35 protein-coding genes are annotated in these 23,745 nt (G+C 55.5%); 1 reads left to right on the plus strand and 34 read right to left on the minus strand.

The features are described from left to right. Positions 1-183 precede the first annotated feature (183 nt). The gene (gene uvrA, locus JFU57_RS04055; protein ID WP_201128247.1) at positions 184-3,018 is read left to right on the plus strand and encodes an excinuclease ABC subunit UvrA; all 2,835 of its coding nucleotides are present in this window, start codon (positions 184-186) and stop codon (positions 3,016-3,018) included. A gap of 98 nt (positions 3,019-3,116) precedes the next feature. Here uvrA and bfr read toward each other — a convergent pair whose 3' ends face one another. The 34 genes from bfr to rpsL form a co-directional block, all read right to left on the minus strand. Next, entirely contained in the window at positions 3,117-3,581 is a 465-nt protein-coding gene (bfr, locus tag JFU57_RS04060; protein ID WP_020297857.1) for a bacterioferritin, read from the minus strand. Between the two features lie 155 nt (positions 3,582-3,736). Beyond that, on the minus strand, positions 3,737-5,185 hold the full coding sequence (locus JFU57_RS04065) for a catalase (protein ID WP_201128249.1): 1,449 nt from the start codon (positions 5,183-5,185) through the stop codon (positions 3,737-3,739). 238 nt (positions 5,186-5,423) lie between these two features. Then, positions 5,424-5,810, minus strand: coding sequence for a 50S ribosomal protein L17 (gene rplQ, locus JFU57_RS04070; protein WP_020297855.1), 387 nt, complete (start codon positions 5,808-5,810; stop codon positions 5,424-5,426). Positions 5,811-5,852: 42 nt separating this feature from the next. Further along, positions 5,853-6,854, minus strand: coding sequence for a DNA-directed RNA polymerase subunit alpha (locus JFU57_RS04075; protein ID WP_003176403.1), 1,002 nt, complete (start codon positions 6,852-6,854; stop codon positions 5,853-5,855). 22 nt (positions 6,855-6,876) lie between these two features. Continuing rightward, complete coding sequence (gene rpsD, locus JFU57_RS04080; protein ID WP_003210056.1) at positions 6,877-7,497, minus strand: 30S ribosomal protein S4; 621 nt, start codon at positions 7,495-7,497, stop codon at positions 6,877-6,879. An 18-nt stretch (positions 7,498-7,515) separates the two neighbouring features. Next, on the minus strand, positions 7,516-7,905 hold the full coding sequence (rpsK, locus tag JFU57_RS04085) for a 30S ribosomal protein S11 (RefSeq protein ID WP_007924177.1): 390 nt from the start codon (positions 7,903-7,905) through the stop codon (positions 7,516-7,518). Between the two features lie 30 nt (positions 7,906-7,935). Further along, positions 7,936-8,292, minus strand: a complete 357-nt coding sequence (rpsM, locus tag JFU57_RS04090; protein WP_020297854.1) for a 30S ribosomal protein S13 — start codon at positions 8,290-8,292, stop codon at positions 7,936-7,938. Between the two features lie 130 nt (positions 8,293-8,422). Further along, positions 8,423-8,539: a 50S ribosomal protein L36 gene (gene rpmJ, locus JFU57_RS04095; RefSeq protein WP_002555468.1), complete on the minus strand. Its 117-nt coding sequence runs from the start codon at positions 8,537-8,539 to the stop codon at positions 8,423-8,425. A 24-nt stretch (positions 8,540-8,563) separates the two neighbouring features. Beyond that, a complete protein-coding gene (gene secY, locus JFU57_RS04100) occupies positions 8,564-9,892 on the minus strand; it encodes a preprotein translocase subunit SecY (protein WP_007924182.1) in 1,329 nt (442 codons plus the stop codon). Then, on the minus strand, positions 9,893-10,330 hold the full coding sequence (rplO, locus tag JFU57_RS04105; RefSeq protein ID WP_020297853.1) for a 50S ribosomal protein L15: 438 nt from the start codon (positions 10,328-10,330) through the stop codon (positions 9,893-9,895). A gap of 3 nt (positions 10,331-10,333) precedes the next feature. Then, a complete protein-coding gene (rpmD, locus tag JFU57_RS04110; protein WP_003176408.1) occupies positions 10,334-10,510 on the minus strand; it encodes a 50S ribosomal protein L30 in 177 nt (58 codons plus the stop codon). Positions 10,511-10,512: 2 nt separating this feature from the next. After that, the gene (gene rpsE, locus JFU57_RS04115; protein ID WP_003186035.1) at positions 10,513-11,013 is read right to left on the minus strand and encodes a 30S ribosomal protein S5; all 501 of its coding nucleotides are present in this window, start codon (positions 11,011-11,013) and stop codon (positions 10,513-10,515) included. A 3-nt stretch (positions 11,014-11,016) separates the two neighbouring features. Next, positions 11,017-11,367, minus strand: coding sequence for a 50S ribosomal protein L18 (rplR, locus tag JFU57_RS04120; RefSeq protein WP_003186037.1), 351 nt, complete (start codon positions 11,365-11,367; stop codon positions 11,017-11,019). A gap of 10 nt (positions 11,368-11,377) precedes the next feature. After that, positions 11,378-11,911 carry a 50S ribosomal protein L6 gene (gene rplF, locus JFU57_RS04125; RefSeq protein ID WP_007896774.1) on the minus strand — a complete coding sequence of 178 codons (534 nt, stop codon included), beginning with the start codon at positions 11,909-11,911 and terminating at the stop codon, positions 11,378-11,380. 12 nt (positions 11,912-11,923) lie between these two features. Next, positions 11,924-12,316 (minus strand): 30S ribosomal protein S8, encoded by a 393-nt coding sequence (gene rpsH / locus JFU57_RS04130; RefSeq protein WP_017848802.1) that lies wholly within the window; start codon positions 12,314-12,316, stop codon positions 11,924-11,926. Positions 12,317-12,525: 209 nt separating this feature from the next. After that, positions 12,526-12,831, minus strand: coding sequence for a 30S ribosomal protein S14 (gene rpsN / locus JFU57_RS04135; RefSeq protein WP_020297852.1), 306 nt, complete (start codon positions 12,829-12,831; stop codon positions 12,526-12,528). A gap of 13 nt (positions 12,832-12,844) precedes the next feature. Continuing rightward, positions 12,845-13,384 (minus strand): 50S ribosomal protein L5, encoded by a 540-nt coding sequence (rplE, locus tag JFU57_RS04140; RefSeq protein ID WP_003210069.1) that lies wholly within the window; start codon positions 13,382-13,384, stop codon positions 12,845-12,847. A 20-nt stretch (positions 13,385-13,404) separates the two neighbouring features. Then, complete coding sequence (gene rplX / locus JFU57_RS04145) at positions 13,405-13,719, minus strand: 50S ribosomal protein L24 (RefSeq protein WP_007896770.1); 315 nt, start codon at positions 13,717-13,719, stop codon at positions 13,405-13,407. An 11-nt stretch (positions 13,720-13,730) separates the two neighbouring features. Continuing rightward, positions 13,731-14,099, minus strand: a complete 369-nt coding sequence (gene rplN / locus JFU57_RS04150) for a 50S ribosomal protein L14 (protein WP_002555479.1) — start codon at positions 14,097-14,099, stop codon at positions 13,731-13,733. A 23-nt stretch (positions 14,100-14,122) separates the two neighbouring features. After that, on the minus strand, positions 14,123-14,389 hold the full coding sequence (rpsQ, locus tag JFU57_RS04155) for a 30S ribosomal protein S17 (protein WP_003176419.1): 267 nt from the start codon (positions 14,387-14,389) through the stop codon (positions 14,123-14,125). A gap of 2 nt (positions 14,390-14,391) precedes the next feature. Then, the gene (gene rpmC / locus JFU57_RS04160) at positions 14,392-14,583 is read right to left on the minus strand and encodes a 50S ribosomal protein L29 (RefSeq protein WP_002555481.1); all 192 of its coding nucleotides are present in this window, start codon (positions 14,581-14,583) and stop codon (positions 14,392-14,394) included. Beyond that, positions 14,583-14,996 carry a 50S ribosomal protein L16 gene (gene rplP, locus JFU57_RS04165; protein WP_019409905.1) on the minus strand — a complete coding sequence of 138 codons (414 nt, stop codon included), beginning with the start codon at positions 14,994-14,996 and terminating at the stop codon, positions 14,583-14,585. The genes rpmC and rplP overlap by 1 nt, the downstream gene beginning before the upstream one ends. Before the next feature lie 12 nt (positions 14,997-15,008). Then, complete coding sequence (gene rpsC, locus JFU57_RS04170; protein WP_003176422.1) at positions 15,009-15,695, minus strand: 30S ribosomal protein S3; 687 nt, start codon at positions 15,693-15,695, stop codon at positions 15,009-15,011. A 13-nt stretch (positions 15,696-15,708) separates the two neighbouring features. Next, entirely contained in the window at positions 15,709-16,041 is a 333-nt protein-coding gene (rplV, locus tag JFU57_RS04175) for a 50S ribosomal protein L22 (protein WP_003103908.1), read from the minus strand. Between the two features lie 13 nt (positions 16,042-16,054). Next, on the minus strand, positions 16,055-16,330 hold the full coding sequence (gene rpsS, locus JFU57_RS04180) for a 30S ribosomal protein S19 (protein ID WP_002555486.1): 276 nt from the start codon (positions 16,328-16,330) through the stop codon (positions 16,055-16,057). A gap of 16 nt (positions 16,331-16,346) precedes the next feature. Continuing rightward, positions 16,347-17,171, minus strand: a complete 825-nt coding sequence (rplB, locus tag JFU57_RS04185; RefSeq protein WP_003210080.1) for a 50S ribosomal protein L2 — start codon at positions 17,169-17,171, stop codon at positions 16,347-16,349. Positions 17,172-17,185: 14 nt separating this feature from the next. Then, the gene (gene rplW, locus JFU57_RS04190; RefSeq protein ID WP_002555488.1) at positions 17,186-17,485 is read right to left on the minus strand and encodes a 50S ribosomal protein L23; all 300 of its coding nucleotides are present in this window, start codon (positions 17,483-17,485) and stop codon (positions 17,186-17,188) included. Continuing rightward, positions 17,482-18,084 (minus strand): 50S ribosomal protein L4, encoded by a 603-nt coding sequence (rplD, locus tag JFU57_RS04195; protein ID WP_020297850.1) that lies wholly within the window; start codon positions 18,082-18,084, stop codon positions 17,482-17,484. Before rplD ends, rplW begins: the two co-directional genes overlap by 4 nt. Before the next feature lie 12 nt (positions 18,085-18,096). Further along, positions 18,097-18,732, minus strand: coding sequence for a 50S ribosomal protein L3 (gene rplC, locus JFU57_RS04200; protein ID WP_007253310.1), 636 nt, complete (start codon positions 18,730-18,732; stop codon positions 18,097-18,099). A gap of 80 nt (positions 18,733-18,812) precedes the next feature. After that, positions 18,813-19,124 (minus strand): 30S ribosomal protein S10, encoded by a 312-nt coding sequence (gene rpsJ, locus JFU57_RS04205; protein ID WP_003186070.1) that lies wholly within the window; start codon positions 19,122-19,124, stop codon positions 18,813-18,815. Between the two features lie 151 nt (positions 19,125-19,275). After that, positions 19,276-20,469, minus strand: coding sequence for an elongation factor Tu (gene tuf, locus JFU57_RS04210; protein ID WP_008145495.1), 1,194 nt, complete (start codon positions 20,467-20,469; stop codon positions 19,276-19,278). Between the two features lie 30 nt (positions 20,470-20,499). Further along, entirely contained in the window at positions 20,500-22,602 is a 2,103-nt protein-coding gene (gene fusA, locus JFU57_RS04215) for an elongation factor G (RefSeq protein WP_020297849.1), read from the minus strand. Between the two features lie 30 nt (positions 22,603-22,632). Continuing rightward, positions 22,633-23,103, minus strand: a complete 471-nt coding sequence (rpsG, locus tag JFU57_RS04220) for a 30S ribosomal protein S7 (RefSeq protein WP_002555493.1) — start codon at positions 23,101-23,103, stop codon at positions 22,633-22,635. Positions 23,104-23,222: 119 nt separating this feature from the next. After that, a complete protein-coding gene (gene rpsL / locus JFU57_RS04225; RefSeq protein WP_002555494.1) occupies positions 23,223-23,594 on the minus strand; it encodes a 30S ribosomal protein S12 in 372 nt (123 codons plus the stop codon). Between the last annotated feature and the right edge of the window lie 151 nt (positions 23,595-23,745).

The following is a 23,745-nucleotide window of genomic DNA, read 5'->3' on the forward strand; positions in this document are numbered from 1 at the left end:
CGGCGATTCTACCAGTCCCATCGATAGACGGGGTACATGGCGACTCTTTGTCACGTACCCGTGCCGCGACCTGGAGTCACACCCCCTGGCCCGCTGCTGAAATCTGCTAGCCGATAGTGTGCATCCATCCAGTATTTGGCTTTATACTCCTTCGTTTTCGATGCCCGCCAAGCGAGGCCGCTTTTGGACAAGATCCTGATTCGTGGGGCCCGAACCCACAACCTGAAGAACATCGACCTGACCCTGCCGCGGGACAAGCTGATCGTCATCACCGGCCTGTCCGGATCCGGCAAGTCGTCCCTGGCCTTCGACACGCTGTACGCCGAAGGCCAGCGCCGTTATGTCGAGTCGCTGTCAGCCTACGCCCGACAGTTCCTGTCGATGATGGAAAAGCCTGACGTCGACACCATCGAAGGTCTGTCGCCAGCAATCTCCATCGAACAGAAATCGACCTCGCACAACCCGCGCTCCACCGTGGGCACCATCACTGAAATCTACGATTACCTGCGCCTGCTGTATGCCCGCGTCGGTATTCCGCGCTGCCCCGATCACGATATCCCGCTGGAAGCCCAGACCGTCAGCCAGATGGTCGACCTGGTACTGGCACAACCGGAAGGCAGCAAGCTGATGCTGCTGGCCCCGGTGATTCGCGAGCGCAAGGGCGAGCACCTCTCGGTCTTCGAAGAGCTGCGGGCCCAGGGTTTTGTCCGGGCACGGGTCAACGGCAGGCTGTGCGAGCTCGACGAACTGCCGAAGCTGGATAAACAGAAGAAGCATTCGATCGACGTGGTGGTGGACCGTTTCAAGGTCCGGGCCGACCTGCAGCAGCGCCTGGCCGAATCCTTCGAGACCGCCCTGAAACTGGCGGACGGCATCGCCCTGGTGGCGCTGATGGATGATGAGCCCGGTGAAGAAATCATCTTCTCCGCACGCTTTGCCTGCCCGATCTGCGGACACGCCATCAGCGAGCTGGAACCCAAGCTGTTTTCCTTCAACAACCCGGCTGGCGCCTGCCCGACCTGTGATGGGTTGGGGGTCAAGCAGTTCTTCGATATCAAGCGCCTGGTCAACGGCGACCTGACCCTGGCCGAAGGTGCGATTCGCGGCTGGGACCGGCGCAACGTCTACTACTTCCAGATGCTCGGCTCCCTGGCGTCGCACTACGGTTTCAGCCTCGAAGTTCCGTTCAACCAGCTGCCAGCCGACCAGCAAAAGGTCATCCTCAACGGCAGCGGTTCGCAAAACGTCGACTTCAAGTACCTCAACGACCGTGGCGATATCGTCAAGCGCTCGCACCCGTTCGAAGGCATCGTGCCGAACCTGGAGCGTCGCTACCGCGAAACCGAGTCGGCCACCGTGCGCGAAGAGCTGGCGAAGTTCCTCAGCACCCAGCCCTGCCCGGATTGTCGTGGCACCCGCCTGCGTCGCGAAGCGCGGCATGTGTGGGTCGGCGAGAAAACCCTGCCGGCGGTAACCAACCTGCCGATCGGCGACGCCTGTGAATACTTCGGCGTGCTCAAGCTGACCGGACGTCGTGGCGAAATTGCCGACAAGATCCTCAAGGAGATCCGCGAGCGCCTGCAGTTCCTGGTCAACGTCGGTCTCGATTACCTGTCGCTGGACCGCAGCGCGGACACCTTGTCCGGTGGCGAGGCGCAGCGGATTCGCCTGGCCAGCCAGATCGGCGCCGGCCTGGTCGGGGTGCTGTACATCCTCGACGAACCTTCAATCGGTCTGCACCAGCGGGACAACGATCGCCTGCTGGGAACCCTCAAGCACCTTCGCGACATCGGCAACACGGTGATCGTGGTCGAACATGACGAAGACGCCATTCGCCTGGCCGACTACGTGGTGGATATCGGCCCCGGCGCCGGGGTGCACGGTGGACACATCGTTGCCGAAGGCACGCCAGCCGAAGTCATGGCCCATCCTGATTCGCTGACCGGCAAGTACCTGTCGGGGCGGGTAAAGATCGCGGTGCCCGCCAAGCGCACGCCGCGTAATAAAAAGCTCAGCCTGTCGCTCAAGGGCGCCCGTGGCAACAACTTGCGCAACGTCGACCTGGAGATCCCAATCGGCCTGCTGACCTGTGTGACCGGGGTCTCCGGCTCGGGCAAGTCGACCCTGATCAACAACACCCTGTTCCCCCTCAGCGCCACCGCACTGAACGGTGCGACCACTCTGGAAGCCGCTGCCCACGACAGCATCAACGGCCTGCAGCATCTGGATAAAGTGGTCGATATCGACCAGAGCCCGATTGGACGGACACCGCGTTCCAACCCGGCGACCTACACCGGTCTGTTCACACCGATTCGCGAGCTGTTCGCCGGCGTACCCGAGTCGCGCTCGCGCGGTTACGGGCCGGGGCGCTTCTCGTTCAACGTCAAGGGTGGACGCTGCGAGGCTTGCCAGGGTGATGGCCTGATCAAGGTCGAGATGCACTTCCTGCCGGACATCTACGTGCCCTGCGACGTGTGCAAGAGCAAGCGCTACAACCGCGAAACCCTTGAGGTCAAATACAAGGGCAAGAGCATCCACGAAGTGCTGGAGATGACGATCGAGGAAGCACGGGTATTCTTCGATGCGGTACCGGCGCTGGCGCGCAAGCTGCAGACCCTGATGGATGTCGGGCTGTCCTACATCAAGCTCGGGCAGTCGGCGACTACGCTTTCCGGTGGCGAGGCCCAACGGGTCAAGCTGTCGCGTGAGTTGTCCAAGCGCGATACCGGCAAGACCTTGTACATCCTCGACGAGCCGACTACCGGCCTGCATTTCGCCGATATTCAGCAACTGCTCGACGTTCTGCATCGCCTGCGCGACCACGGCAACACCGTGGTGGTGATCGAGCACAACCTGGACGTGATCAAGACCGCTGACTGGCTGGTGGACCTGGGTCCTGAAGGCGGCTCCAAGGGCGGGCAGATCATCGCGGTCGGCACACCGGAGCAAGTGGCCGAGATGGCGCAGTCCCACACCGGGTACTACCTCAAGCCACTGCTGGCTCGCGACAGGGATTGAACCCCCACGAAAAAGCCCCTGGCATTGTGAGATGCCAGGGGCTTTTTTATGTCACTGAAATCGCCTTGCAAACAATTCAGTATGGCGCTGACGGAAAATCAGAACTGCGATTGTAGGTAGTTTTCCAGTCCGATGACCTTGATCAGGCCCAACTGCTTCTCCAGCCAGTAGGTGTGATCTTCTTCGGTATCGGCCAATTGAATGCGCAGGATGTCACGGCTGACATAGTCCTTGTGCAACTCGCAAAGCTCGATGCCTTTGCACAGCGCGGCGCGCACTTTGTATTCCAGGCGCAGATCGCTGGCAAGCATCTCAGGCACCGTGGTGCCGGTGTCCAGATCATCTGGACGCATGCGCGGCGTGCCTTCGAGCATCAAGATGCGACGCATCAGGGCGTCAGCATGTTGTGCCTCTTCTTCCATCTCGTGATTGATACGTTCGAAGAGCTTGCTGAAGCCCCAGTCTTCGTACATCCGCGAATGGATGAAATATTGGTCACGTGCTGCCAGCTCGCCCGTCAGCAACGTGTTGAGGTAATCGATTACGTCCGGGTGACCTTGCATCGCCCTACATCTCCCTGCTTGAAAGTGGATAGTTTGAACCAAGCTGACTTGCAGGTCACTGGAAAAACGCTAACAAAGTGAAGATATTCTGAGAAAAGTAGCTTAAATAACGCAAAAACCGCCCAAATGAGGGCGGTTCTGCTTCTCGTTTAGACTTAGTTAAGCTGTACGCCCAACGCCTTTGCGACTCCTTCTCCATAAGCCGGGTCGGCCTTGAAGAAATGCTGCAGTTGACGCTGGACCACGTCCGCCGAAACACCGGCCATGGCACCGGCAATGTTGCTGATCAACAACGCCTTCTGATCTTCGTTCATCAGGCGGAAAAGCGCGCCAGCATGACTGTAGTAGTCGGTGTCTTCACGGTGATCATAACGATCTGCCGCGCCGCTGAGCGCCAATGCGGGCTCGGCATACCGAGGCGCCTGTTTGGGCGCATCCGCGTAGCTGTTCGGCTCATAGTTAGGCGCCGCGCCACCGTTGCTGCCGAAGGCCATGGAGCCGTCGCGCTGGTAGCTGTTCACCGGGCTGCGCGGGGCGTTGACGGGCAGTTGCTGGTGGTTGGTACCCACGCGATAGCGATGAGCGTCGGCATACGCAAAGACTCGACCTTGCAGCATGCGGTCCGGCGACAGGCCTACCCCCGGCACCATATTGCTTGGACCAAACGCCGCCTGTTCGACTTCAGCGAAGTAGTTCTGCGGGTTGCGGTTAAGCTCCAGCTCGCCCACTTCAATCAGCGGGAACTCCTTCTGCGACCAGGTCTTGGTCACGTCAAACGGGTTCTCGTAATGAGCTGCGGCCTGGGCCTCGCTCATGATCTGAATGCACACGCGCCATTTTGGGAAGTCACCACGCTCAATCGCGCCAAACAGGTCGCGCTGGGCGTAATCCGGATCAGTACCCGCCAGTCTTGCCGCTTCCGCCGGAGCGAGGTTCTTGATCCCTTGCAGGGTCTTGTAGTGCCACTTCACCCAGTGCCGCTCGCTTGTGGCGCTGATCAGGCTGTAAGTGTGACTGCCGAACCCGTGCATGTGACGGTAGCCATCAGGAATACCCCGATCCGAGAACAGGATGGTGACCTGGTGCAGCGCCTCGGGCGAATGCGACCAGAAGTCCCACATCATCTGGCCGCTCTTCAGATTGCTCTGCGGCAGACGCTTTTGGGTGTGGATAAAATCGGGAAACTTCAGCGGGTCACGGATGAAAAACACCGGCGTGTTGTTGCCAACGATGTCCCAATTACCGTCCTCGGTATAGAACTTCAAGGCGAAACCACGGGGATCTCGTTCGGTATCAGCCGAGCCACGCTCACCGCCTACCGTGGAGAAGCGCAAAAAGGTCGGTGTTTGCTTGCCCACGGACTCGAACAGCTTGGCGCTGGTGTACTGAGTGATGTCGCGGGTGACAGTGAACGTCCCGTAGGCACCTGAACCCTTGGCATGCACGCGACGCTCAGGGATGTTTTCACGGTTGAAGTGGGCAAGCTTCTCGATCAAATGAAAGTCGTCGAGCAGCAATGGGCCACGAGGACCGGCGGAACGGGAATTCTGGTTATCGGCGACCGGAGCGCCACTGGCGGTGGTAAGCGTTTTGTTCTGGCTCATGCTCAATCTTCCTCTGTCAGTCTTGAAACTGCCGGCTAATCGGCTGACATCGAGTATTGACCATCCCGATGACACCATCAAATTCATTAATTCATGATGTTCGATAGATAATTACTAATTAGCCAGGAAGACAAATAGCCAAATCGAGCTCTGCTGAAAGGTTTGATTGGTTGCCGGCTTTTACTGCAGACACAAAAAACCGGGCACTAGGCCCGGTTCTTCGTTTCAGACTGACGTCTTACTCAGCGGATACAGCTTCGCCGCTGACAGCACGATCAACCAACTCGACGTACGCCATAGGAGCGTTGTCGCCAGCGCGGAAACCGCACTTGAGGATGCGCAGGTAGCCACCCTCACGGGTAGCGTAACGCTTGCCCAGGTCGTTGAAGAGCTTACCAACGATAGCTTTCGAACGAGTACGGTCGAAAGCCAGACGGCGGTTAGCCAGGCTGTCTGTCTTGGCCAAAGTGATCAGCGGCTCAGCAACGCGACGCAGTTCTTTAGCTTTCGGCAGTGTAGTTTTGATCAGCTCGTGCTCGAACAGCGACACCGCCATGTTTTGAAACATGGCCTTGCGGTGCGAGCTGGTGCGGCTCAGGTGACGACCACTTTTACGATGACGCATGGTTCATTCCTTACCAAACACAACGTTCGGTGATTACGACGATCAGGCAGTCGCCTTGTCGTCCTTCTTAAGACTTGCAGGCGGCCAGTTGTCGAGGCGCATGCCGAGGGACAGACCGCGGGAGGCCAGAACGTCCTTGATTTCGGTCAAGGATTTCTTGCCAAGGTTCGGAGTCTTCAACAGTTCTACTTCGGTACGCTGAATCAGGTCGCCGATGTAGTAAATGTTTTCCGCCTTAAGGCAGTTAGCCGAACGTACAGTCAGTTCCAGATCGTCAACCGGGCGAAGCAGGATCGGATCGATCTCGTCTTCTTGCTCGATTACCACTGGCTCACTGTCACCTTTGAGGTCGACGAACGCAGCCAACTGCTGTTGCAGAATGGTTGCAGCACGACGGATAGCCTCTTCAGGATCCAGGGTACCGTTGGTTTCCAGATCAATAACCAGCTTGTCCAGGTTAGTACGCTGCTCGACACGGGCGTTTTCCACCACGTATGCGATACGGCGAACCGGGCTGAACGAAGAGTCAAGCTGCAAGCGACCGATGCTGCGGCTTTCGTCTTCATCGCTCTGACGCGAGTCTGCCGGTTCATAACCACGACCACGAGCTACGGTGAGCTTCATGTTCAGGGCGCCGTTAGACGCCAGGTTAGCGATTACGTGATCGGGGTTAACGATCTCGACATCATGATCCAGCTGAATATCGGCAGCGGTAACCACCCCCGAACCCTTCTTCGACAAGGTCAGCGTAACTTCGTCACGGCCGTGCAGCTTGATAGCCAGACCTTTAAGGTTCAACAGGATTTCAATTACGTCTTCCTGTACACCTTCGATGGCGCTGTACTCGTGGAGCACACCGTCAATCTCGGCCTCGACTACTGCACAGCCGGGCATTGAGGACAACAGGATGCGGCGCAGCGCGTTGCCCAGGGTGTGGCCAAAACCACGCTCGAGAGGCTCGAGAGTGATCTTGGCGCGGGTTGGACTGACAACCTGCACATCAATATGGCGGGGTGTCAGGAACTCATTTACCGAAATCTGCATGGATGCACCTATTTTCTAGCCCTTACTTGGAGTAGAGCTCGACAATCAGGCTTTCGTTGATGTCGGCGGACAGATCACTGCGAGCTGGAACGTTCTTGAAAACGCCCGACTTCTTCTCAGTGTCTACTTCTACCCATTCTACGCGGCCACGTTGGGCACACAGATCGAGAGCTTGGACAATGCGAAGTTGGTTCTTTGCTTTCTCGCGAATCGCGACCACGTCACCAGCACGAACCTGGTACGACGGGACGTTAACGGTCTGGCCGTTTACGCTAACGGATTTGTGCGATACCAGCTGACGGGATTCGGCACGAGTAGAGCCAAAACCCATACGGTATACAACGTTGTCCAGACGGCATTCGAGCAGTTGCAGCAGGTTTTCACCGGTTGCACCTTTCTTGCCAGCAGCTTCTTTGTAGTAGCCGCTGAACTGACGCTCGAGAACGCCGTAGATACGACGGACCTTCTGCTTTTCACGCAGTTGGGTGCCGTAGTCGGACTGGCGACCGCGGCGTTGGCCGTGGATACCAGGTGCTGCTTCGATGTTGCACTTAGATTCGATAGCGCGCACGCCGCTCTTCAGGAAGAGATCGGTGCCTTCGCGACGAGCCAGTTTGCATTTTGGACCAATGTAACGAGCCATTCTTTACAATCTCCTGGATTACACGCGGCGCTTCTTCGGCGGACGGCACCCGTTGTGCGGGATTGGCGTCACGTCGGTGATGCTGGCGATCTTGTAGCCACAGCCGTTCAAAGCGCGGACTGCAGATTCACGACCTGGACCTGGACCCTTGACGTTAACGTCGAGGTTTTTCAGGCCGTATTCCAGCGCAGCTTGACCAGCACGTTCAGCAGCTACTTGAGCAGCGAACGGGGTGGACTTGCGAGAACCGCGGAAACCCGAACCACCGGAGGTTGCCCAGGAAAGAGCGTTACCTTGACGGTCGGTGATGGTCACGATGGTGTTGTTGAAAGACGCGTGGATGTGGGCGATGCCATCAACCACTGTCTTTTTAATCTTTTTACGAGGACGAGCAGCAGGTTTTGCCATGACTAAATTCCTGTCGATTCGCTGGTGCGATTACTTGCGGATCGGCTTACGCGGACCTTTGCGAGTACGCGCGTTGGTCTTGGTACGCTGACCGCGCACTGGAAGACCACGACGATGGCGCAGACCGCGGTAGCAGCCCAGATCCATCAAGCGTTTGATTTTCATGTTGATTTCGCGACGCAGGTCACCTTCAGTGGTGAACTTCGACACTTCGCCACGCAGCTGTTCAATTTGCTCGTCGCTCAGATCTTTGATCTTTGCCGCTGGGTTTACCCCAGTCACTGCACAGATTTTCTGCGCAGTAGTGCGACCAACACCATAGATGTAGGTCAGCGAGATAACAGTATGCTTGTTATCTGGAATGTTAACGCCTGCAATACGGGCCATTCAGTGGGACTCCAATTGACAGCTACCTACGCCCCGGAAGCCAAGAAATAGGGCGCGAGATAATATCGCTGTAATAACAAATAATCAACCCAGCAGCGCACTAGCTGCTGGGCTTGAAGCACAATCACACTCAGCCTTGGCGCTGTTTGTGACGCGGTTCCGCGCTGCAAATTACTCGAACAACACCTTCGCGGCGAATAATCTTGCAGTTACGGCACAGCTTTTTCACCGATGCACGAACTTTCATCACCAACTCCTCGAACCTTATGGGTCAGCGCAGCATGCCGCTGCCGTAACCCTTCAGGTTGGCTTTCTTCATCAGGGATTCGTACTGGTGCGAAACGAGGTGCGATTGTACTTGGGACATGAAGTCCATAACAACCACGACCACGATCAGCAACGAGGTCCCGCCAAGGTAGAACGGAACGTTTGCTGCAACCACCAGGAACTGGGGCAACAGGCAGACGGCCGTCATATATAGAGCACCGAACATGGTCAAGCGAGTCAAAACGCCATCAATATAGCGCGCAGACTGCTCACCTGGACGGATACCCGGAATAAAGGCACCGGACTTCTTCAGGTTTTCCGCTACGTCTTTCGGATTGAACATCAACGCCGTATAGAAGAAGCAGAAGAAAATAATCCCTGCACTAAACAGCAGAATATTCAACGGCTGACCAGGAGCGATCGACTGCGAGATGTCCTGCAACCAGCCCATACCTTCAGACTGACCGAACCAGGCACCCAACGAAGCCGGGAACAGCAAAATGCTGCTCGCGAAGATAGCAGGAATAACACCGGCCATATTCACTTTCAGCGGCAAGTGGCTAGTCTGCGCAGCAAAAACCTTGCGGCCCTGCTGACGCTTGGCGTAGTGAACAGCAATACGACGCTGACCACGCTCAATGAACACCACAAAACCGATAATCGCTACTGCCAGCAAACCGATAGCAACCAGGGCGAAGATGTTGATATCACCCTGACGTGCAGACTCGAAAGACTGCCCAATTGCCCTCGGAAGACCGGCAACGATACCTGCGAAAATCAACATCGAGATACCGTTACCAACACCACGCTCAGTAATCTGCTCACCCAGCCACATCATGAACATCGCACCAGCCACAAAAGTGGATACCGCGACGAAATGGAAGCCAAAGTCACCAGTGAACGCAACGCCCTGCCCAGCCAGACCAACGGACATGCCGATAGCCTGAACCAGAGCGAGGACAACGGTGCCGTAGCGGGTGTACTGGCTAATCTTGCGACGGCCAGCTTCACCTTCCTTCTTCAACTGCTCCAGCTGCGGACTGACGGCGGTCATCAGCTGCATGATGATCGATGCCGAAATGTACGGCATGATCCCCAGTGCAAAGATGCTCATCCGCTCCAGCGCGCCGCCGGAAAACATGTTGAACAAGCTAAGAATGGTCCCCTCATTCTGTCGAAACAGGTCCGCGAGTCGGTCCGGGTTGATACCTGGAACCGGGATGTGTGCGCCTATTCGGTAGACGATAATCGCCAGGAACAGAAAACGCAGACGAGCCCAGAGTTCAGACATACCGCCTTTGCCGAGCGCAGAGAGAGCACCTTGCTTAGCCATTTATTCCTCGAACTTGCCGCCAGCTGCTTCGATAGCCGCACGCGCACCTTTGGTGGCGCCGATTCCCTTTCCGATGGTGACAGCGCGAGTAACTTCGCCGGACAGCATGATTTTCACACGCTGAACGTTGACGTTGATCACGTTGGCATCTTTCAGGGACTGCACGGTGACGATGTCGCCATCCACTTTAGCCAGTTCGGACAAACGCACTTCTGCGCGATCCATGGCTTTCAGGGAAACGAAACCGAATTTCGGCAGGCGACGATGCAGCGGCTGTTGGCCGCCTTCAAAGCCTGGAGCGATAGTGCCACCGGAGCGGGAGCTTTGACCTTTGTGGCCACGGCCACCGGTCTTACCCAAACCACTACCGATACCACGGCCCGGACGATGCTTTTCGCGACGGGAACCCGGCGCTGGACTCAGATCATTGAGTTTCATCGATTAACCCTCTACACGCAGCATGTAGTAAGCCTTGTTGATCATCCCGCGATTCTCGGGAGTATCCTGGACTTCTACAGTGTGACCGATGCGACGCAGACCCAAACCCTTAACGCACAGTTTGTGGTTAGGGATGCGGCCGGTCATGCTTTTGATCAGCGTTACTTTTACGGTAGCCATGATCAGAAGATCTCCTTGACACTTTTGCCGCGCTTGGCAGCAATGGATTCAGGAGACTGCATTGCTTTCAAACCTTTGAAAGTGGCGTGAACCACGTTTACCGGGTTAGTCGAGCCGTAGCACTTGGCCAGAACGTTCTGAACGCCAGCAACTTCGAGGACAGCACGCATAGCGCCGCCAGCGATGATACCGGTACCTTCAGAAGCAGGCTGCATGTACACCTTCGAAGCGCCGTGAGCGGACTTCATTGCGTACTGCAAAGTGGTGCCGTTCAGATCAACTTGGATCATGTTGCGGCGAGCAGCTTCCATTGCCTTCTGGATCGCAGCAGGCACTTCACGCGACTTGCCACGGCCGAAGCCAACACGGCCCTTACCATCACCAACCACGGTCAACGCGGTGAAAGTGAAGATACGGCCGCCTTTAACGGTTTTGGCTACGCGGTTAACTTGAACCAGCTTCTCAATGTAGCCTTCGTCGCGCTTTTGGTCGTTATTTGACATAACTTAGAACTCCAGCCCAGCTTCACGAGCAGCATCAGCCAGCGCCTTGACGCGGCCGTGGTACTTGAAGCCAGAGCGGTCGAAAGCCACCTGCGAGACGCCAGCGGCTTTTGCACGCGTAGCGACCAGCTGGCCAACCTTAGTGGCCGCGTCGATGTTGCCAGTGGCCCCATCACGCAGTTCTTTATCCAAAGTCGAGGCGCTTGCCAGGACTTTGTTGCCGTCGGCCGAGATGACCTGGGCGTAGATGTGCTGCGACGAGCGGAACACGCAGAGACGCACGACTTCGAGTTCGTGCATTTTCAGGCGTGCTTTGCGAGCGCGACGCAGTCGAGTAACTTTTTTGTCGGTCATTTGCTATGCCCTACTTCTTCTTGGCTTCTTTACGACGGACGACTTCGTCCGCGTAGCGCACACCTTTGCCCTTGTACGGCTCTGGTGGACGGAAGTCGCGGATCTCAGCGGCCACTTGACCTACCAGCTGCTTATCGATGCCCCGGATCAGGATATCGGTCTGGCTAGGAGTCTCAGCGGTGATGCCTTCCGGCAGCTCGTAATCCACTGGGTGCGAGAAGCCAAGGGCCAGGTTCAGCACCGTGCCTTTTGCTTGCGCTTTGTAACCAACACCGACCAGCTGGAGCTTACGCTCGAAGCCTTGGCTTACGCCTTGGACCATGTTGTTTACCAACGCACGAGTGGTACCGGCCATTGCGCGAGTTTGTTGATCGCCATTGCGAGCAGCGAAACGCAGCTCACCAGCTTCTTCAACAATCTCAACGGACGAATGGATGTTCAGTTCGAGAGTACCCTTGGCACCCTTCACCGAAAGCTGTTGGCCTGCGAATTTGACTTCGACACCGGCTGGCAGCTTAACGGGGTTCTTAGCGACGCGTGACATGCTTATCCCCCCTTAGAACACAGTGCAAAGAACTTCGCCGCCGACACCGGCAGCGCGCGCAGCACGATCCGTCATCACACCTTTGTTGGTGGAGACGATAGACACGCCGAGACCGCCACGAACTTTCGGCAGATCTTCAACGGACTTGTACTGACGCAGGCCTGGACGGCTAACGCGCTTCACTTCCTCGATGACCGGACGGCCTTCGAAGTACTTCAGCTCGATGGACAGCAGTGGTTTGATTTCGCTGCTGATCTGATAACCCGCAATGTAGCCTTCGTCTTTCAGGACTTTGGCAACAGCTACCTTCAACGTGGAAGATGGCATGCTTACGACGGACTTTTCAGCCATCTGGGCATTACGGATTCGAGTTAGCATGTCCGCTAACGGGTCCTGCATACTCATGGGCTAGACGCTCCTAATACAAAAAAATTAGCCTTGCGGCTACTACGTGTCGCCGAGAATCTCCGGGCATAAAAAACACGGGCTCAGGCGAGCCGCGTATCTTAGACATATTCCAGAAATGAAACAAGCCCCAATAGGGGCTTGATCCAGATTCAAGGCCACCGGTGGTCAGGATCTTGCGAGCCTGAGCACCGAGACTTTGACAGTACTTACCAGCTGGCTTTAACCAGACCTGGTACGTCACCACGCATTGCCGCTTCACGCAGTTTGTTACGGCCGAGGCCGAACTTGCGGTAAACGCCGTGTGGACGACCGGTCAGGCGGCAGCGGTTACGCATGCGCGCAGCGCTTGCGTCACGTGGCTGCTTCTGCAGGGCAACTGTAGCTTCCCAACGTGCTTCTGGACTTGCGTTCAGATCAACGATGATAGCTTTCAGTGCTGCACGCTTTTTGGCGTACTTGGCAACCGTGAGCTGACGCTTCAGCTCGCGGTTTTTCATGCTCTTCTTGGCCATTTTCCTACTCCAATCAGTTGCGGAACGGGAATTTGAATGCACGCAGCAGAGCGCGGCCTTCATCATCGTTCTTGGCAGTGGTGGTCAGGGTGATGTCCAGACCGCGGAGAGCATCGATCTTGTCGTAGTCGATTTCCGGGAAAATGATCTGCTCTTTAACGCCCATGCTGTAGTTGCCACGACCATCGAAGGACTTGGCATTCAGGCCGCGGAAGTCGCGAACCCGAGGCAGGGAGATCGACAGCAGACGATCCAGGAACTCGTACATACGCTCACGGCGCAGGGTCACTTTGACGCCGATCGGCCAACCTTCACGGACTTTAAAGCCAGCGATGGATTTCCGAGCGTAGGTCACAACGACTTTCTGGCCGGTGATCTTTTCCAGGTCAGCAACAGCGTGCTCGATGACTTTTTTGTCGCCGATCGCTTCGCCCAGACCCATGTTCAGGGTGATTTTGGTAACGCGCGGAACTTCCATCACGTTCGAAAGCTTAAGTTCTTCCTTAAGTTTCGGTGCGATTTCCTTCCGGTAAATCTCTTTTAGTCGTGCCATGGTCTTCTACCTAGCAGTGTTCAAGCATCAACCGCTTTTTGGGTCGACTTGAAGACACGAATTTTCTTACCGTCTTCTACTTTGAAACCAACGCGGTCAGCCTTGTTGGTTTCGCCGTTGAAGATGGCGACGTTAGAAGCGTGCAGTGGCGCTTCTTTCTCGACGATACCGCCTTGTACGCCCGACATCGGGTTAGGCTTGGTATGACGCTTGACCAGGTTCAGACCACCAACGACCAGACGGTCATCAGCAAGAACCTTCAGCACCTTACCGCGCTTACCTTTGTCTTTGCCGGCGATCACGATGATCTCGTCGTCACGACGAATCTTTTGCATGTCGGATCTCCTTACAGCACTTCTGGGGCGAGCGAGACGATCTTCATGAACTTCTCAGTACGAAGTTCACGGGTCACTGGCCCAAAGATACGGGTGCCGATCGGCTCTTGCTTGTTGTTCAGAAGAACAGCAGCGTTGCCATCAAAGCGGATAATGGAGCCATCTGCACGGCGAACACCGTGACGAGTGCGGACTACAACAGCAGTCATCACCTGGCCTTTTTTCACTTTACCGCGAGGAATTGCTTCCTTCACGGTAACTTTGATGATGTCACCGATACCAGCGTAACGACGATGGGAGCCACCCAGCACCTTGATGCACATAACGCGGCGAGCGCCGCTGTTATCGGCCACATCGAGCATGGATTGAGTCTGAATCATATAATTTCTCCGACCCCTAGTCCTTAGACTTCCACAGCGCGTTCGAGAACATCAACCAGTGCCCAAGACTTGGTCTTGGCCAGCGGACGAGTTTCACGAATAGTGACTTTGTCGCCGATGTGGCACTGATTGGTTTCGTCGTGCGCGTGCAGCTTAGTCGAACGCTTAACGTATTTACCGTAGATCGGGTGCTTAACGCGACGCTCGATCAAAACGGTGATGGTTTTGTCCATCTTGTCGCTGACAACACGGCCAGTCAGCGTACGGACAGTCTTTTCGGCTTCAGCCATGATCACTTACCTGCCTGCTGGTTGAGCACAGTCTTCACGCGAGCGATGTCACGCTTAACTTGCGAGAGCAGATGAGACTGCCCCAACTGGCCAGTTGCTTTCTGCATACGCAGATTGAACTGGTCGCGCAGCAGGCCGAGCAGTTGCTCGTTCAGCTGCTGTGCGGATTTTTCACGAAGTTCATTCGCTTTCATCACATCACCGTCCGTTTAACAAAGGAGGTGGCGAGCGGCAGCTTTGCAGCAGCCAGGGCGAAAGCCTCACGCGCCAGCTCTTCAGAAACACCCTCGATTTCATACAGGACTTTGCCTGGCTGAATCTGGGCAACCCAGTATTCGACGTTACCCTTACCTTTACCCATCCGAACTTCGAGTGGTTTCTTGGAAATAGGCTTGTCCGGGAATACACGGATCCAGATCTTGCCGCCACGTTTAACGTGACGGGTCAGTGCACGACGCGCTGACTCGATCTGACGAGCGGTGAGACGACCACGAGCTACAGACTTCAGCGCATATTCGCCGAAGCTGACTTTGCTACCGCGCAATGCCAAGCCACGGTTGTGGCCGGTCATCTGCTTGCGGAACTTCGTACGCTTAGGTTGCAACATTTGGCGTACCCCTTACTTAGCAGCTTTTTTACGAGGCGCTGGTGCTTGTGGCTTCAGCTCTTCTTGGCGACCACCAATTACTTCGCCTTTGAAGATCCAAACCTTTACACCGATCACACCATAAGTGGTGTGAGCTTCGTAGTTGGCATAGTCGATGTCGGCACGCAGGGTGTGCAGTGGCACACGACCTTCGCGATACCATTCAGTACGTGCGATTTCAGCACCGCCGAGACGACCGCTCACTTGGATTTTGATGCCTTTGGCACCAATGCGCATGGCGTTCTGTACAGCGCGCTTCATAGCGCGACGGAACATTACACGGCGCTCCAGCTGCTGAGCTACGCTCTGCGCAACCAGCATACCGTCGAGTTCCGGCTTACGGATCTCTTCGATATTGATGTGCACAGGCACACCCATTTGCTTGGTCAGGTCCTGACGCAGTTTCTCAACATCTTCACCTTTCTTCCCGATAACGATACCTGGACGAGCGGTGTGGATGGTGATACGTGCAGTTTGAGCCGGACGATGGATATCGATACGGCTTACGGACGCGCTTTTTAGTTTGTCTTGGAGATACTCACGCACCTTCAGATCAGCGAACAAATAGTCCGCATAAGTCCGACCGTCTGCGTACCAGACGGAGGTGTGCTCCTTGACGATTCCCAGGCGAATGCCAATGGGATGTACTTTCTGACCCATCTCTTCGACTCCGTTACTTGTCAGCAACCTTGACAGTGATATGGCAAGACCGCTTGACGATGCGATCAGCACGGCCTTTGGCACGTGGCATGATGCGCTTCAGCGAACGCCCTTCGTTGACGAAAACGGTGCTGACTTTCAGGTCATCAACGTCTGCGCCTTCGTTATGCTCGGCGTTGGCTACGGCCGACTCCAGCACTTTCTTCATGATCTCGGCGGCTTTCTTACTGCTGAAAGCCAACAGGTTGAGCGCTTCGCCCACCTTCTTCCCGCGGATCTGGTCGGCGACCAAGCGGGCTTTCTGGGCGGAGATTCGAGCGCCCGACAACTTAGCGGCTACTTCCATCGTTCCTTACCCCTTAACGCTTGGCTTTCTTGTCTGCCACGTGCCCACGATAAGTGCGGGTACCGGCAAACTCGCCCAGTTTGTGGCCGACCATGTCTTCGTTCACGAGAACTGGAACATGTTGACGACCGTTGTGTACTGCGATGGTCAGACCGACCATTTGTGGCAGGATCATGGAACGGCGCGACCAGGTCTTAACTGGTTTGCGATCGTTCTTTTCCGCCGCCACTTCGATCTTCTTCAGTAGGTGAAGATCAATAAAAGGACCTTTTTTCAGAGAACGTGGCACTGTCGTATCCCTCTATTTACTTGCGACGACGGACGATCATTTTGTCGGTACGCTTATTACCACGAGTCTTCGCGCCCTTAGTCGGGAAGCCCCATGGCGATACCGGATGACGACCACCAGAGGTACGACCTTCACCACCACCGTGTGGGTGGTCAACCGGGTTCATGGCAACACCACGAACGGTTGGGCGAACGCCACGCCAGCGTTTGGCACCAGCTTTACCCAGCGAACGCAGGCTGTGCTCGGAGTTCGAGACTTCACCCAGGGTCGCACGGCATTCAGCCAGGACTTTACGCATTTCACCAGAGCGCAGACGCAGGGTCACGTAGACACCTTCACGAGCGATCAGCTGGGCCGAAGCACCTGCCGAACGAGCGATTTGCGCGCCTTTACCTGGCTTCAGTTCGATGCCGTGTACGGTGCTACCAACTGGAATGTTACGCAGTTGCAGAGCGTTGCCCGGCTTGATCGGCGCCAAGGCACCTGCGATCAGCTGGTCGCCAGCACTCACGCCTTTAGGGGCGATGATGTAGCGGCGCTCGCCGTCTGCGTACAGCAGCAAAGCGATGTGAGCAGTACGGTTTGGATCGTATTCGATACGCTCGACAGTGGCAGCGATGCCATCTTTGTCGTTGCGACGGAAATCGACCAGACGATAATGCTGCTTATGGCCACCACCGATGTGACGAGTGGTAATACGACCATTGTTGTTACGACCACCAGTCTTCGATTTTTTCTCGAGCAGCGGTGCGTGAGGAGCGCCTTTATGCAGCTCCTGGTTGACCACCTTGACCACAAAACGGCGGCCAGGGGAAGTCGGTTTGCATTTAACGATTGCCATGATGCACCCCTTCCTTACTCAGCACTGCTGCTGAAATCGAGATCTTGGCCTGGCTGAAGGGAGATAACTGCCTTCTTCCAGTCATTACGCTTGCCCAGACCGCGAGCAGTGCGCTTGCTCTTACCCAGAACATTCAGGGTAGTAACACGCTCTACTTTCACGCTGAACAGGCTTTCGACGGCCTTCTTGATTTCCAGCTTGGTTGCGTCAGTTGCAACCTTGAAAACGAACTGGCCTTTCTTGTCAGCCAGAACCGTAGCCTTCTCGGAAACGTGCGGGCCAAGCAGAACTTTAAATACGCGTTCCTGGTTCATCCCAGCAGCTCCTCGAATTTCTTCACGGCCGACACGGTGATCAACACCTTGTCGTATGCGATCAGACTAACTGGATCGGAACCTTGCACGTCACGTACATCAACGTGTGGCAGGTTACGAGCAGCCAGGTACAGGTTCTGATCAACTACTTCAGACACGATCAAGACGTCAGTCAGGCCCATGCCGGTCAGTTTGTTCAGCAGATCTTTGGTCTTCGGTGCATCAACAGCGAAGTCCTGAACCACAACCAGACGATCAGTACGCACGAGTTCAGCAAGGATGGAGCGCAGTGCTGCGCGATACATCTTCTTGTTGAGCTTCTGAGTGTGATCCTGTGGACGAGCTGCGAAAGTGGTACCGCCGCCACGCCAGATTGGGCTACGGATAGTACCGGCACGAGCACGGCCAGTACCTTTCTGACGCCATGGGCGCTTACCGCCACCACGAACGTCGGAACGGGTCTTTTGCTGCTTGCTACCTTGACGGCCGCCGGCCATGTAGGCCACGACTGCTTGGTGAACCAGCGTCTCGTTGAATTCGCCGCCAAATGTCAGTTCGGAAACTTCGATCGCTTGAGCGTCATTTACATTTAATTGCATGTCAGCTTCCCCTTAACCGCGAGCCTTGGCTGCTGGACGTACAACCAAGTTGCCGCCAGTAGCGCCAGGAACAGCGCCCTTGACCAACAACAGATTGCGTTCAGCGTCCACGCGCACTACTTCAAGGGACTGCACGGTCACGCGCTCAGCGCCCATATGACCGGACATTTTCTTGCCCTTGAATACACGACCAGGAGTCTGGCACTGGCCGATAGAGCCTGGAACGCGGTGGGACACGGAGTTACCGTGGGTATTATCTTGCCCGCGGAAGTTCCAACGCTTGATCGTACCCTGGAAGCCTTTACCTTTGGACTGACCGGTTACATCAACCAGTTGACCAGCAGCGAAGATTTCAGCGTTGATCAGATCGCCGGCCTGGTAGTCGCCTTCTTCAAGACGGAATTCCATTACGGTACGACCAGCGGCAACGTTCGCCTTGGCGAAGTGGCCAGCTTGAGCAGCTGTAACACGCGAAGCACGACGCTCGCCTACAGTGACTTGCACTGCACGATAGCCATCGGTCTCTTCAGTTTTGAACTGGGTGACGCGATTCGGCTCGATCTCAATGACCGTGACCGGAATGGAGACACCTTCTTCGGTGAAAATACGGGTCATACCGCATTTACGACCGACTACACCAATAGTCATGTTGTAAACCTCATGAGTGTACGGGGCTTTCACCCGCTATGGCCGCCCATTTCAGAGCGTTACACGACTAAGACCGAGTCTTAGCCGAGGCTGATCTGCACTTCCACACCGGCCGCAAGATCAAGCTTCATAAGAGCATCAACGGTTTTATCCGTTGGCTGGACGATGTCCAGAACGCGCTTATGAGTACGGATCTCGTACTGGTCACGCGCGTCTTTGTTGACGTGCGGGGAGACCAGAACGGTGAACCGCTCTTTACGGGTAGGCAGTGGAATTGGACCACGCACTTGAGCACCAGTACGTTTCGCGGTTTCCACGATTTCCTGGGTGGATTGGTCGATCAGGCGATGGTCAAAAGCCTTCAACCTGATACGGATTTGCTGATTTTGCATTGGATTTCAGACTCCGGCTGCTATTCCCACCGAGCGCAATACGCCCGTTAAAAGGAGGCGCAATTCTATAGACGGGCCAACAGAGTGTCAACCCAATAAAAAACCCCCGCCAGCGGAGACCGCTAGCGGGGGCTTTTTAATCAATCAACGCTTAGGCGATGATTTTGGCTACGACGCCAGCGCCGACGGTACGACCGCCTTCACGAATAGCGAAACGCAGACCATCTTCCATTGCGATGGTTTTGATCAGGGTGACAACCATTTTGATGTTGTCGCCTGGCATTACCATTTCAACGCCTTCCGGCAGTTCGCAGTTACCGGTCACGTCAGTGGTCCGGAAGTAGAACTGTGGACGGTAGCCTTTGAAGAACGGAGTGTGACGACCGCCTTCTTCTTTGCTCAGCACGTACACTTCAGCTTCGAAGGTAGTGTGCGGCTTAACCGAACCTGGCTTGACCAGAACCTGGCCACGCTCTACGTCGTCACGCTTGGTGCCGCGCAGCAGCACGCCGCAGTTCTCGCCAGCACGACCTTCGTCGAGCAGCTTACGGAACATTTCAACACCGGTGCAGGTGGTGACAGTAGTGTCACGCAGACCAACGATTTCCAGTGGATCCTGAACCTTGACGATACCGCGCTCGATACGGCCAGTTACAACAGTACCGCGACCGGAGATCGAGAATACGTCTTCGATTGGCATCAGGAACGGCTTGTCGATAACACGAACTGGATCTGGAATGTAGCTGTCCAGAGTCTCAACCAGTTTACGAACGGCAGTGGTGCCCATTTCGTTGTCGTCTTGGCCGTTCAGAGCCATCAGAGCGGAACCGATGATGATCGGGGTGTCGTCACCTGGGAAGTCGTAAGTGCTCAGCAGATCGCGCACTTCCATCTCAACCAGTTCCAGCAGCTCAGCGTCGTCAACCATGTCAGCCTTGTTCAGGAAGACAACGATGTACGGAACGCCAACCTGACGGGACAGCAGGATGTGCTCACGGGTTTGTGGCATCGGACCATCAGCGGCCGAACAAACCAGAATAGCGCCGTCCATCTGAGCAGCACCGGTGATCATGTTCTTCACATAGTCAGCGTGACCCGGGCAGTCAACGTGAGCGTAGTGACGGATCAGCGAGTTGTATTCAACGTGCGCAGTGTTGATGGTGATACCACGAGCCTTCTCTTCTGGAGCGCTGTCGATCTTGTCGAAAGCAACAACAGCCGAGCCGAAAACTTCGGAGCAGACGCGAGTCAGAGCAGCGGTCAGCGTGGTTTTACCGTGGTCAACGTGACCAATGGTGCCAACGTTGACGTGCGGGAGGGTACGGTCAAATTTTTCTTTAGCCACGACAATTAACTCCTTGCCTAAAGGACTGAATCAGCCTTGTTTTTTGGTGACAGTTTCGACGATGTGCGCCGGAGCTGTATCGTATTTTTTGAATTCCATAGAGTAGCTTGCGCGACCCTGGGACATGGAACGGACGTCGGTCGCATAACCGAACATCTCACCCAGCGGAACCTCGGCGCGAATAACCTTGCCGGATACCGTGTCTTCCATACCCTGGATCATGCCACGACGACGGTTAAGGTCGCCCATCACATCACCCATATAGTCTTCAGGCGTAACAACCTCTACCGCCATGATCGGCTCAAGCAGCTCACCACCACCTTTGGTAGCCAATTGCTTGGTAGCCATGGAAGCAGCAACCTTAAACGCCATCTCGTTGGAGTCGACGTCATGGTAAGAACCATCGAACACGGTAGCCTTCAGGCCGATCAGCGGATAGCCGGCAACAACGCCGTTCTTCATCTGCTCTTCGATACCCTTCTGGATTGCCGGGATGTATTCCTTAGGAACCACACCACCAACAACTTCGTTCAGGAATTGCAGACCTTCCTGACCTTCGTCAGCAGGAGCAAAACGAATCCAGCAATGGCCGAACTGGCCACGACCGCCGGACTGACGAACGAACTTACCTTCGATCTCACAGCTCTTCGTGATGCGCTCACGATAGGAAACCTGAGGCTTACCGATGTTGGCTTCGACGTTGAACTCACGGCGCATCCGGTCAACCAGGATGTCCAGGTGCAACTCGCCCATGCCGGAGATGATCGTCTGACCAGTCTCTTCATCAGTTTTGACGCGGAAAGATGGATCTTCCTGAGCAAGCTTGCCCAGAGCGATACCCATTTTTTCCTGGTCATCCTTGGTCTTAGGCTCAACGGCAACCGAAATAACCGGCTCCGGGAAGTCCATGCGAACCAGGATGATTGGCTTGTCAGCGGTGCACAAGGTTTCACCAGTGGTGACGTCCTTCATGCCGATCAAGGCCGCGATGTCACCAGCGCGTACTTCCTTGATTTCTTCACGGGCGTTTGCGTGCATTTGCACCATACGACCCACGCGCTCTTTCTTGCCTTTAACCGAGTTGATAACGCCGTCGCCGGAGCTCAACACGCCCGAGTAAACTCGAACGAAGGTCAAAGTACCCACGAATGGGTCAGTAGCGATCTTGAACGCCAGAGCCGAGAACGGCTCGCTGTCGTCTGCATGACGCTCCAGCTCGATAGTCTCGTCATCCGGGTCAGTACCCTTGATGGCAGGAATGTCGACCGGTGCAGGCAGGTAGTCGATAACGGCGTCGAGAACCAGGGGAACACCCTTGTTCTTGAAGGAAGAACCACAAACAGCCAAGACGATTTCACCAGCGATAGTACGCTGACGCAGAGCAGCCTTGATTTCTTCGACGGTAAGTTCTTCACCCTCGAGGTACTTGTTCATCAGATCTTCGTTGGCTTCGGCAGCAGCCTCAACCATGTTGCTGCGCCACTCTTCAGCCAGTTCCAGCATATCTGCAGGAATAGCTTCGCGACGTGGCACCATGCCTTTATCAGCATCGTCCCAGTAAACCGCTTCCATGCTCATCAGATCGATCTGACCACGGAAGTTGTCTTCGGAACCGATAGCCAACTGGATAGGCACCGGAGTGTGACCCAGACGCTGCTTGATCTGAGCAACTACACGCAGGAAGTTAGCACCCGCGCGGTCCATCTTGTTTACGTAAACAAGACGTGGAACGCCGTACTTGTTGGCTTGACGCCATACGGTTTCCGACTGAGGCTCAACACCCGAGGTACCGCAGAACACAACTACCGCGCCGTCGAGTACGCGCAGGGAACGCTCAACTTCAATAGTGAAGTCTACGTGGCCCGGGGTATCGATTACGTTGAAACGGTATTTGTCGAACTGCTTGGCAGAACCCTGCCAGAAGGTGGTGATTGCAGCAGAAGTAATGGTAATACCACGCTCCTGCTCCTGCACCATCCAGTCGGTGGTCGCGGCGCCGTCATGCACCTCGCCCATCTTGTGGTTTACGCCGGTGTAAAAAAGGACGCGCTCGGTAGTGGTGGTTTTACCAGCATCCACGTGAGCAACGATACCAATGTTACGGTAGCGGTTAATCGGAGTAGTACGAGCCATAAAGCCCTCGCAAAATTAGTGACGCTGAAATTAGAAGCGGTAGTGCGAGAAAGCTTTGTTAGCTTCGGCCATACGGTGCACGTCTTCACGCTTCTTAACAGCAGCACCTTTACCTTCAGCAGCATCCAACAGTTCGCCAGCCAAACGCAGAGCCATAGACTTCTCGCCGCGCTTACGGGCGAAGTCTACCAACCAGCGCATTGCCAGGGCGTTACGACGGGACGGACGAACTTCGACCGGAACCTGGTAAGTAGCACCGCCTACACGGCGCGACTTCACTTCGACCAGCGGAGCGATGGCGTCGAGAGCTTTCTCGAAGATTTCCAGGGGGTCGCTGTTCTTGCGTTCTTTAACCTTTTCCAGCGCGCCATAAACGATACGCTCGGCAACGGCTTTCTTGCCGCTTTCCATTACGTGGTTCATGAACTTGGCCAGAATTTGGCTTCCGTATTTTGGATCGTCAAGCACTTCGCGCTTGGCTGCTACGCGTCTTCTTGGCATGGATAAGCCCTCAAACGGTCTTCAGGTTCGCTCGGAATCATTGCCCTTTCGGGACGCCTCCGACCTTACTCTTATCGACTCAGAAAATAAGATGATTCAGTTTTTACAAAAAGCCGCTACTACTTAGGCTTCTTGGTACCGTACTTCGAACGACCTTGGTTACGACCTTTAACGCCGGAGGTATCCAGGGAGCCGCGAACGGTGTGGTAACGAACACCTGGCAAGTCTTTTACACGACCGCCGCGGATCAGTACCACGCTGTGCTCTTGCAGGTTGTGGCCTTCACCGCCGATGTACGAGGAAACCTCGAAACCGTTGGTCAGACGCACACGGCATACTTTACGCAGTGCCGAGTTAGGTTTTTTCGGCGTAGTGGTATACACGCGAGTGCACACGCCACGACGTTGCGGGCAGTTCTGCAGCGCAGGCACGTCGGATTTCTCGACGATACGCTTACGCGGCTGACGTACCAGCTGGTTGATAGTTGCCATCTACTAGCTCCACTGTTGTCTTTCGACATAAACAAAATGGCAGAGCACAAGCTCCACCAAATTTAGGGGTACAAGAGTCTAAAGAGGATCTTGTCCCCAGTCAAGGCAAGGCCCCGACCTCATCGATCAACTCGCCAGGGTAAAAACACCT

The sequence above is a fragment of the Pseudomonas sp. TH07 genome, assembly GCF_016651285.1.
In the GTDB taxonomy this organism is placed as follows: Bacteria; Pseudomonadota; Gammaproteobacteria; order Pseudomonadales; family Pseudomonadaceae; genus Aquipseudomonas.

Coding starts and splice junctions, on each gene's coding strand:
- rpmC (WP_002555481.1), bottom strand. CDS start 14,583: ATGAAAGCGAATGAACTTCGTGAAAAATCCGCACAGCAGCTGAACGAG.
- rpsC (WP_003176422.1), bottom strand. CDS start 15,695: ATGGGTCAGAAAGTACATCCCATTGGCATTCGCCTGGGAATCGTCAAG.
- rpsH (WP_017848802.1), bottom strand. CDS start 12,316: ATGAGTATGCAGGACCCGTTAGCGGACATGCTAACTCGAATCCGTAAT.
- rplP (WP_019409905.1), bottom strand. CDS start 14,996: ATGTTGCAACCTAAGCGTACGAAGTTCCGCAAGCAGATGACCGGCCAC.
- rpsM (WP_020297854.1), bottom strand. CDS start 8,292: ATGGCCCGTATTGCAGGCGTTAACATTCCAGATAACAAGCATACTGTT.
- rplE (WP_003210069.1), bottom strand. CDS start 13,384: ATGGCACGACTAAAAGAGATTTACCGGAAGGAAATCGCACCGAAACTT.
- rplB (WP_003210080.1), bottom strand. CDS start 17,171: ATGGCAATCGTTAAATGCAAACCGACTTCCCCTGGCCGCCGTTTTGTG.
- rpsL (WP_002555494.1), bottom strand. CDS start 23,594: ATGGCAACTATCAACCAGCTGGTACGTCAGCCGCGTAAGCGTATCGTC.
- secY (WP_007924182.1), bottom strand. CDS start 9,892: ATGGCTAAGCAAGGTGCTCTCTCTGCGCTCGGCAAAGGCGGTATGTCT.
- rplV (WP_003103908.1), bottom strand. CDS start 16,041: ATGGAAGTAGCCGCTAAGTTGTCGGGCGCTCGAATCTCCGCCCAGAAA.
- rplN (WP_002555479.1), bottom strand. CDS start 14,099: ATGATTCAGACTCAATCCATGCTCGATGTGGCCGATAACAGCGGCGCT.
- rplR (WP_003186037.1), bottom strand. CDS start 11,367: ATGACCGACAAAAAAGTTACTCGACTGCGTCGCGCTCGCAAAGCACGC.
- rplC (WP_007253310.1), bottom strand. CDS start 18,732: ATGACTATTGGTGTAGTCGGTCGTAAATGCGGTATGACCCGTATTTTC.
- rpsG (WP_002555493.1), bottom strand. CDS start 23,103: ATGCCAAGAAGACGCGTAGCAGCCAAGCGCGAAGTGCTTGACGATCCA.
- rpsD (WP_003210056.1), bottom strand. CDS start 7,497: ATGGCTCGTTACATTGGTCCAAAATGCAAACTGGCTCGTCGCGAAGGC.
- JFU57_RS04075 (WP_003176403.1), bottom strand. CDS start 6,854: ATGCAGATTTCGGTAAATGAGTTCCTGACACCCCGCCATATTGATGTG.
- rplF (WP_007896774.1), bottom strand. CDS start 11,911: ATGTCACGCGTCGCTAAGAACCCCGTTAAGCTGCCAGCCGGTGTCGAA.
- rplO (WP_020297853.1), bottom strand. CDS start 10,330: ATGAAACTCAATGATCTGAGTCCAGCGCCGGGTTCCCGTCGCGAAAAG.
- rplQ (WP_020297855.1), bottom strand. CDS start 5,810: ATGCGTCATCGTAAAAGTGGTCGTCACCTGAGCCGCACCAGCTCGCAC.
- rpmD (WP_003176408.1), bottom strand. CDS start 10,510: ATGGCTACCGTAAAAGTAACGCTGATCAAAAGCATGACCGGCCGCATC.
- rpsK (WP_007924177.1), bottom strand. CDS start 7,905: ATGGCAAAACCTGCTGCTCGTCCTCGTAAAAAGATTAAAAAGACAGTG.
- JFU57_RS04065 (WP_201128249.1), bottom strand. CDS start 5,185: ATGAGCCAGAACAAAACGCTTACCACCGCCAGTGGCGCTCCGGTCGCC.
- rpsJ (WP_003186070.1), bottom strand. CDS start 19,124: ATGCAAAATCAGCAAATCCGTATCAGGTTGAAGGCTTTTGACCATCGC.
- fusA (WP_020297849.1), bottom strand. CDS start 22,602: ATGGCTCGTACTACTCCGATTAACCGCTACCGTAACATTGGTATCGTT.
- rpsQ (WP_003176419.1), bottom strand. CDS start 14,389: ATGGCTGAAGCCGAAAAGACTGTCCGTACGCTGACTGGCCGTGTTGTC.
- rplX (WP_007896770.1), bottom strand. CDS start 13,719: ATGCAAAAGATTCGTCGTGACGACGAGATCATCGTGATCGCCGGCAAA.
- rplD (WP_020297850.1), bottom strand. CDS start 18,084: ATGCAATTAAATGTAAATGACGCTCAAGCGATCGAAGTTTCCGAACTG.
- rpsN (WP_020297852.1), bottom strand. CDS start 12,831: ATGGCCAAGAAGAGCATGAAAAACCGCGAGCTGAAGCGTCAGCTCACG.
- rpsE (WP_003186035.1), bottom strand. CDS start 11,013: ATGTCAAATAACGACCAAAAGCGCGACGAAGGCTACATTGAGAAGCTG.
- bfr (WP_020297857.1), bottom strand. CDS start 3,581: ATGCAAGGTCACCCGGACGTAATCGATTACCTCAACACGTTGCTGACG.
- rpmJ (WP_002555468.1), bottom strand. CDS start 8,539: ATGAAAGTTCGTGCATCGGTGAAAAAGCTGTGCCGTAACTGCAAGATT.
- rplW (WP_002555488.1), bottom strand. CDS start 17,485: ATGAACCAGGAACGCGTATTTAAAGTTCTGCTTGGCCCGCACGTTTCC.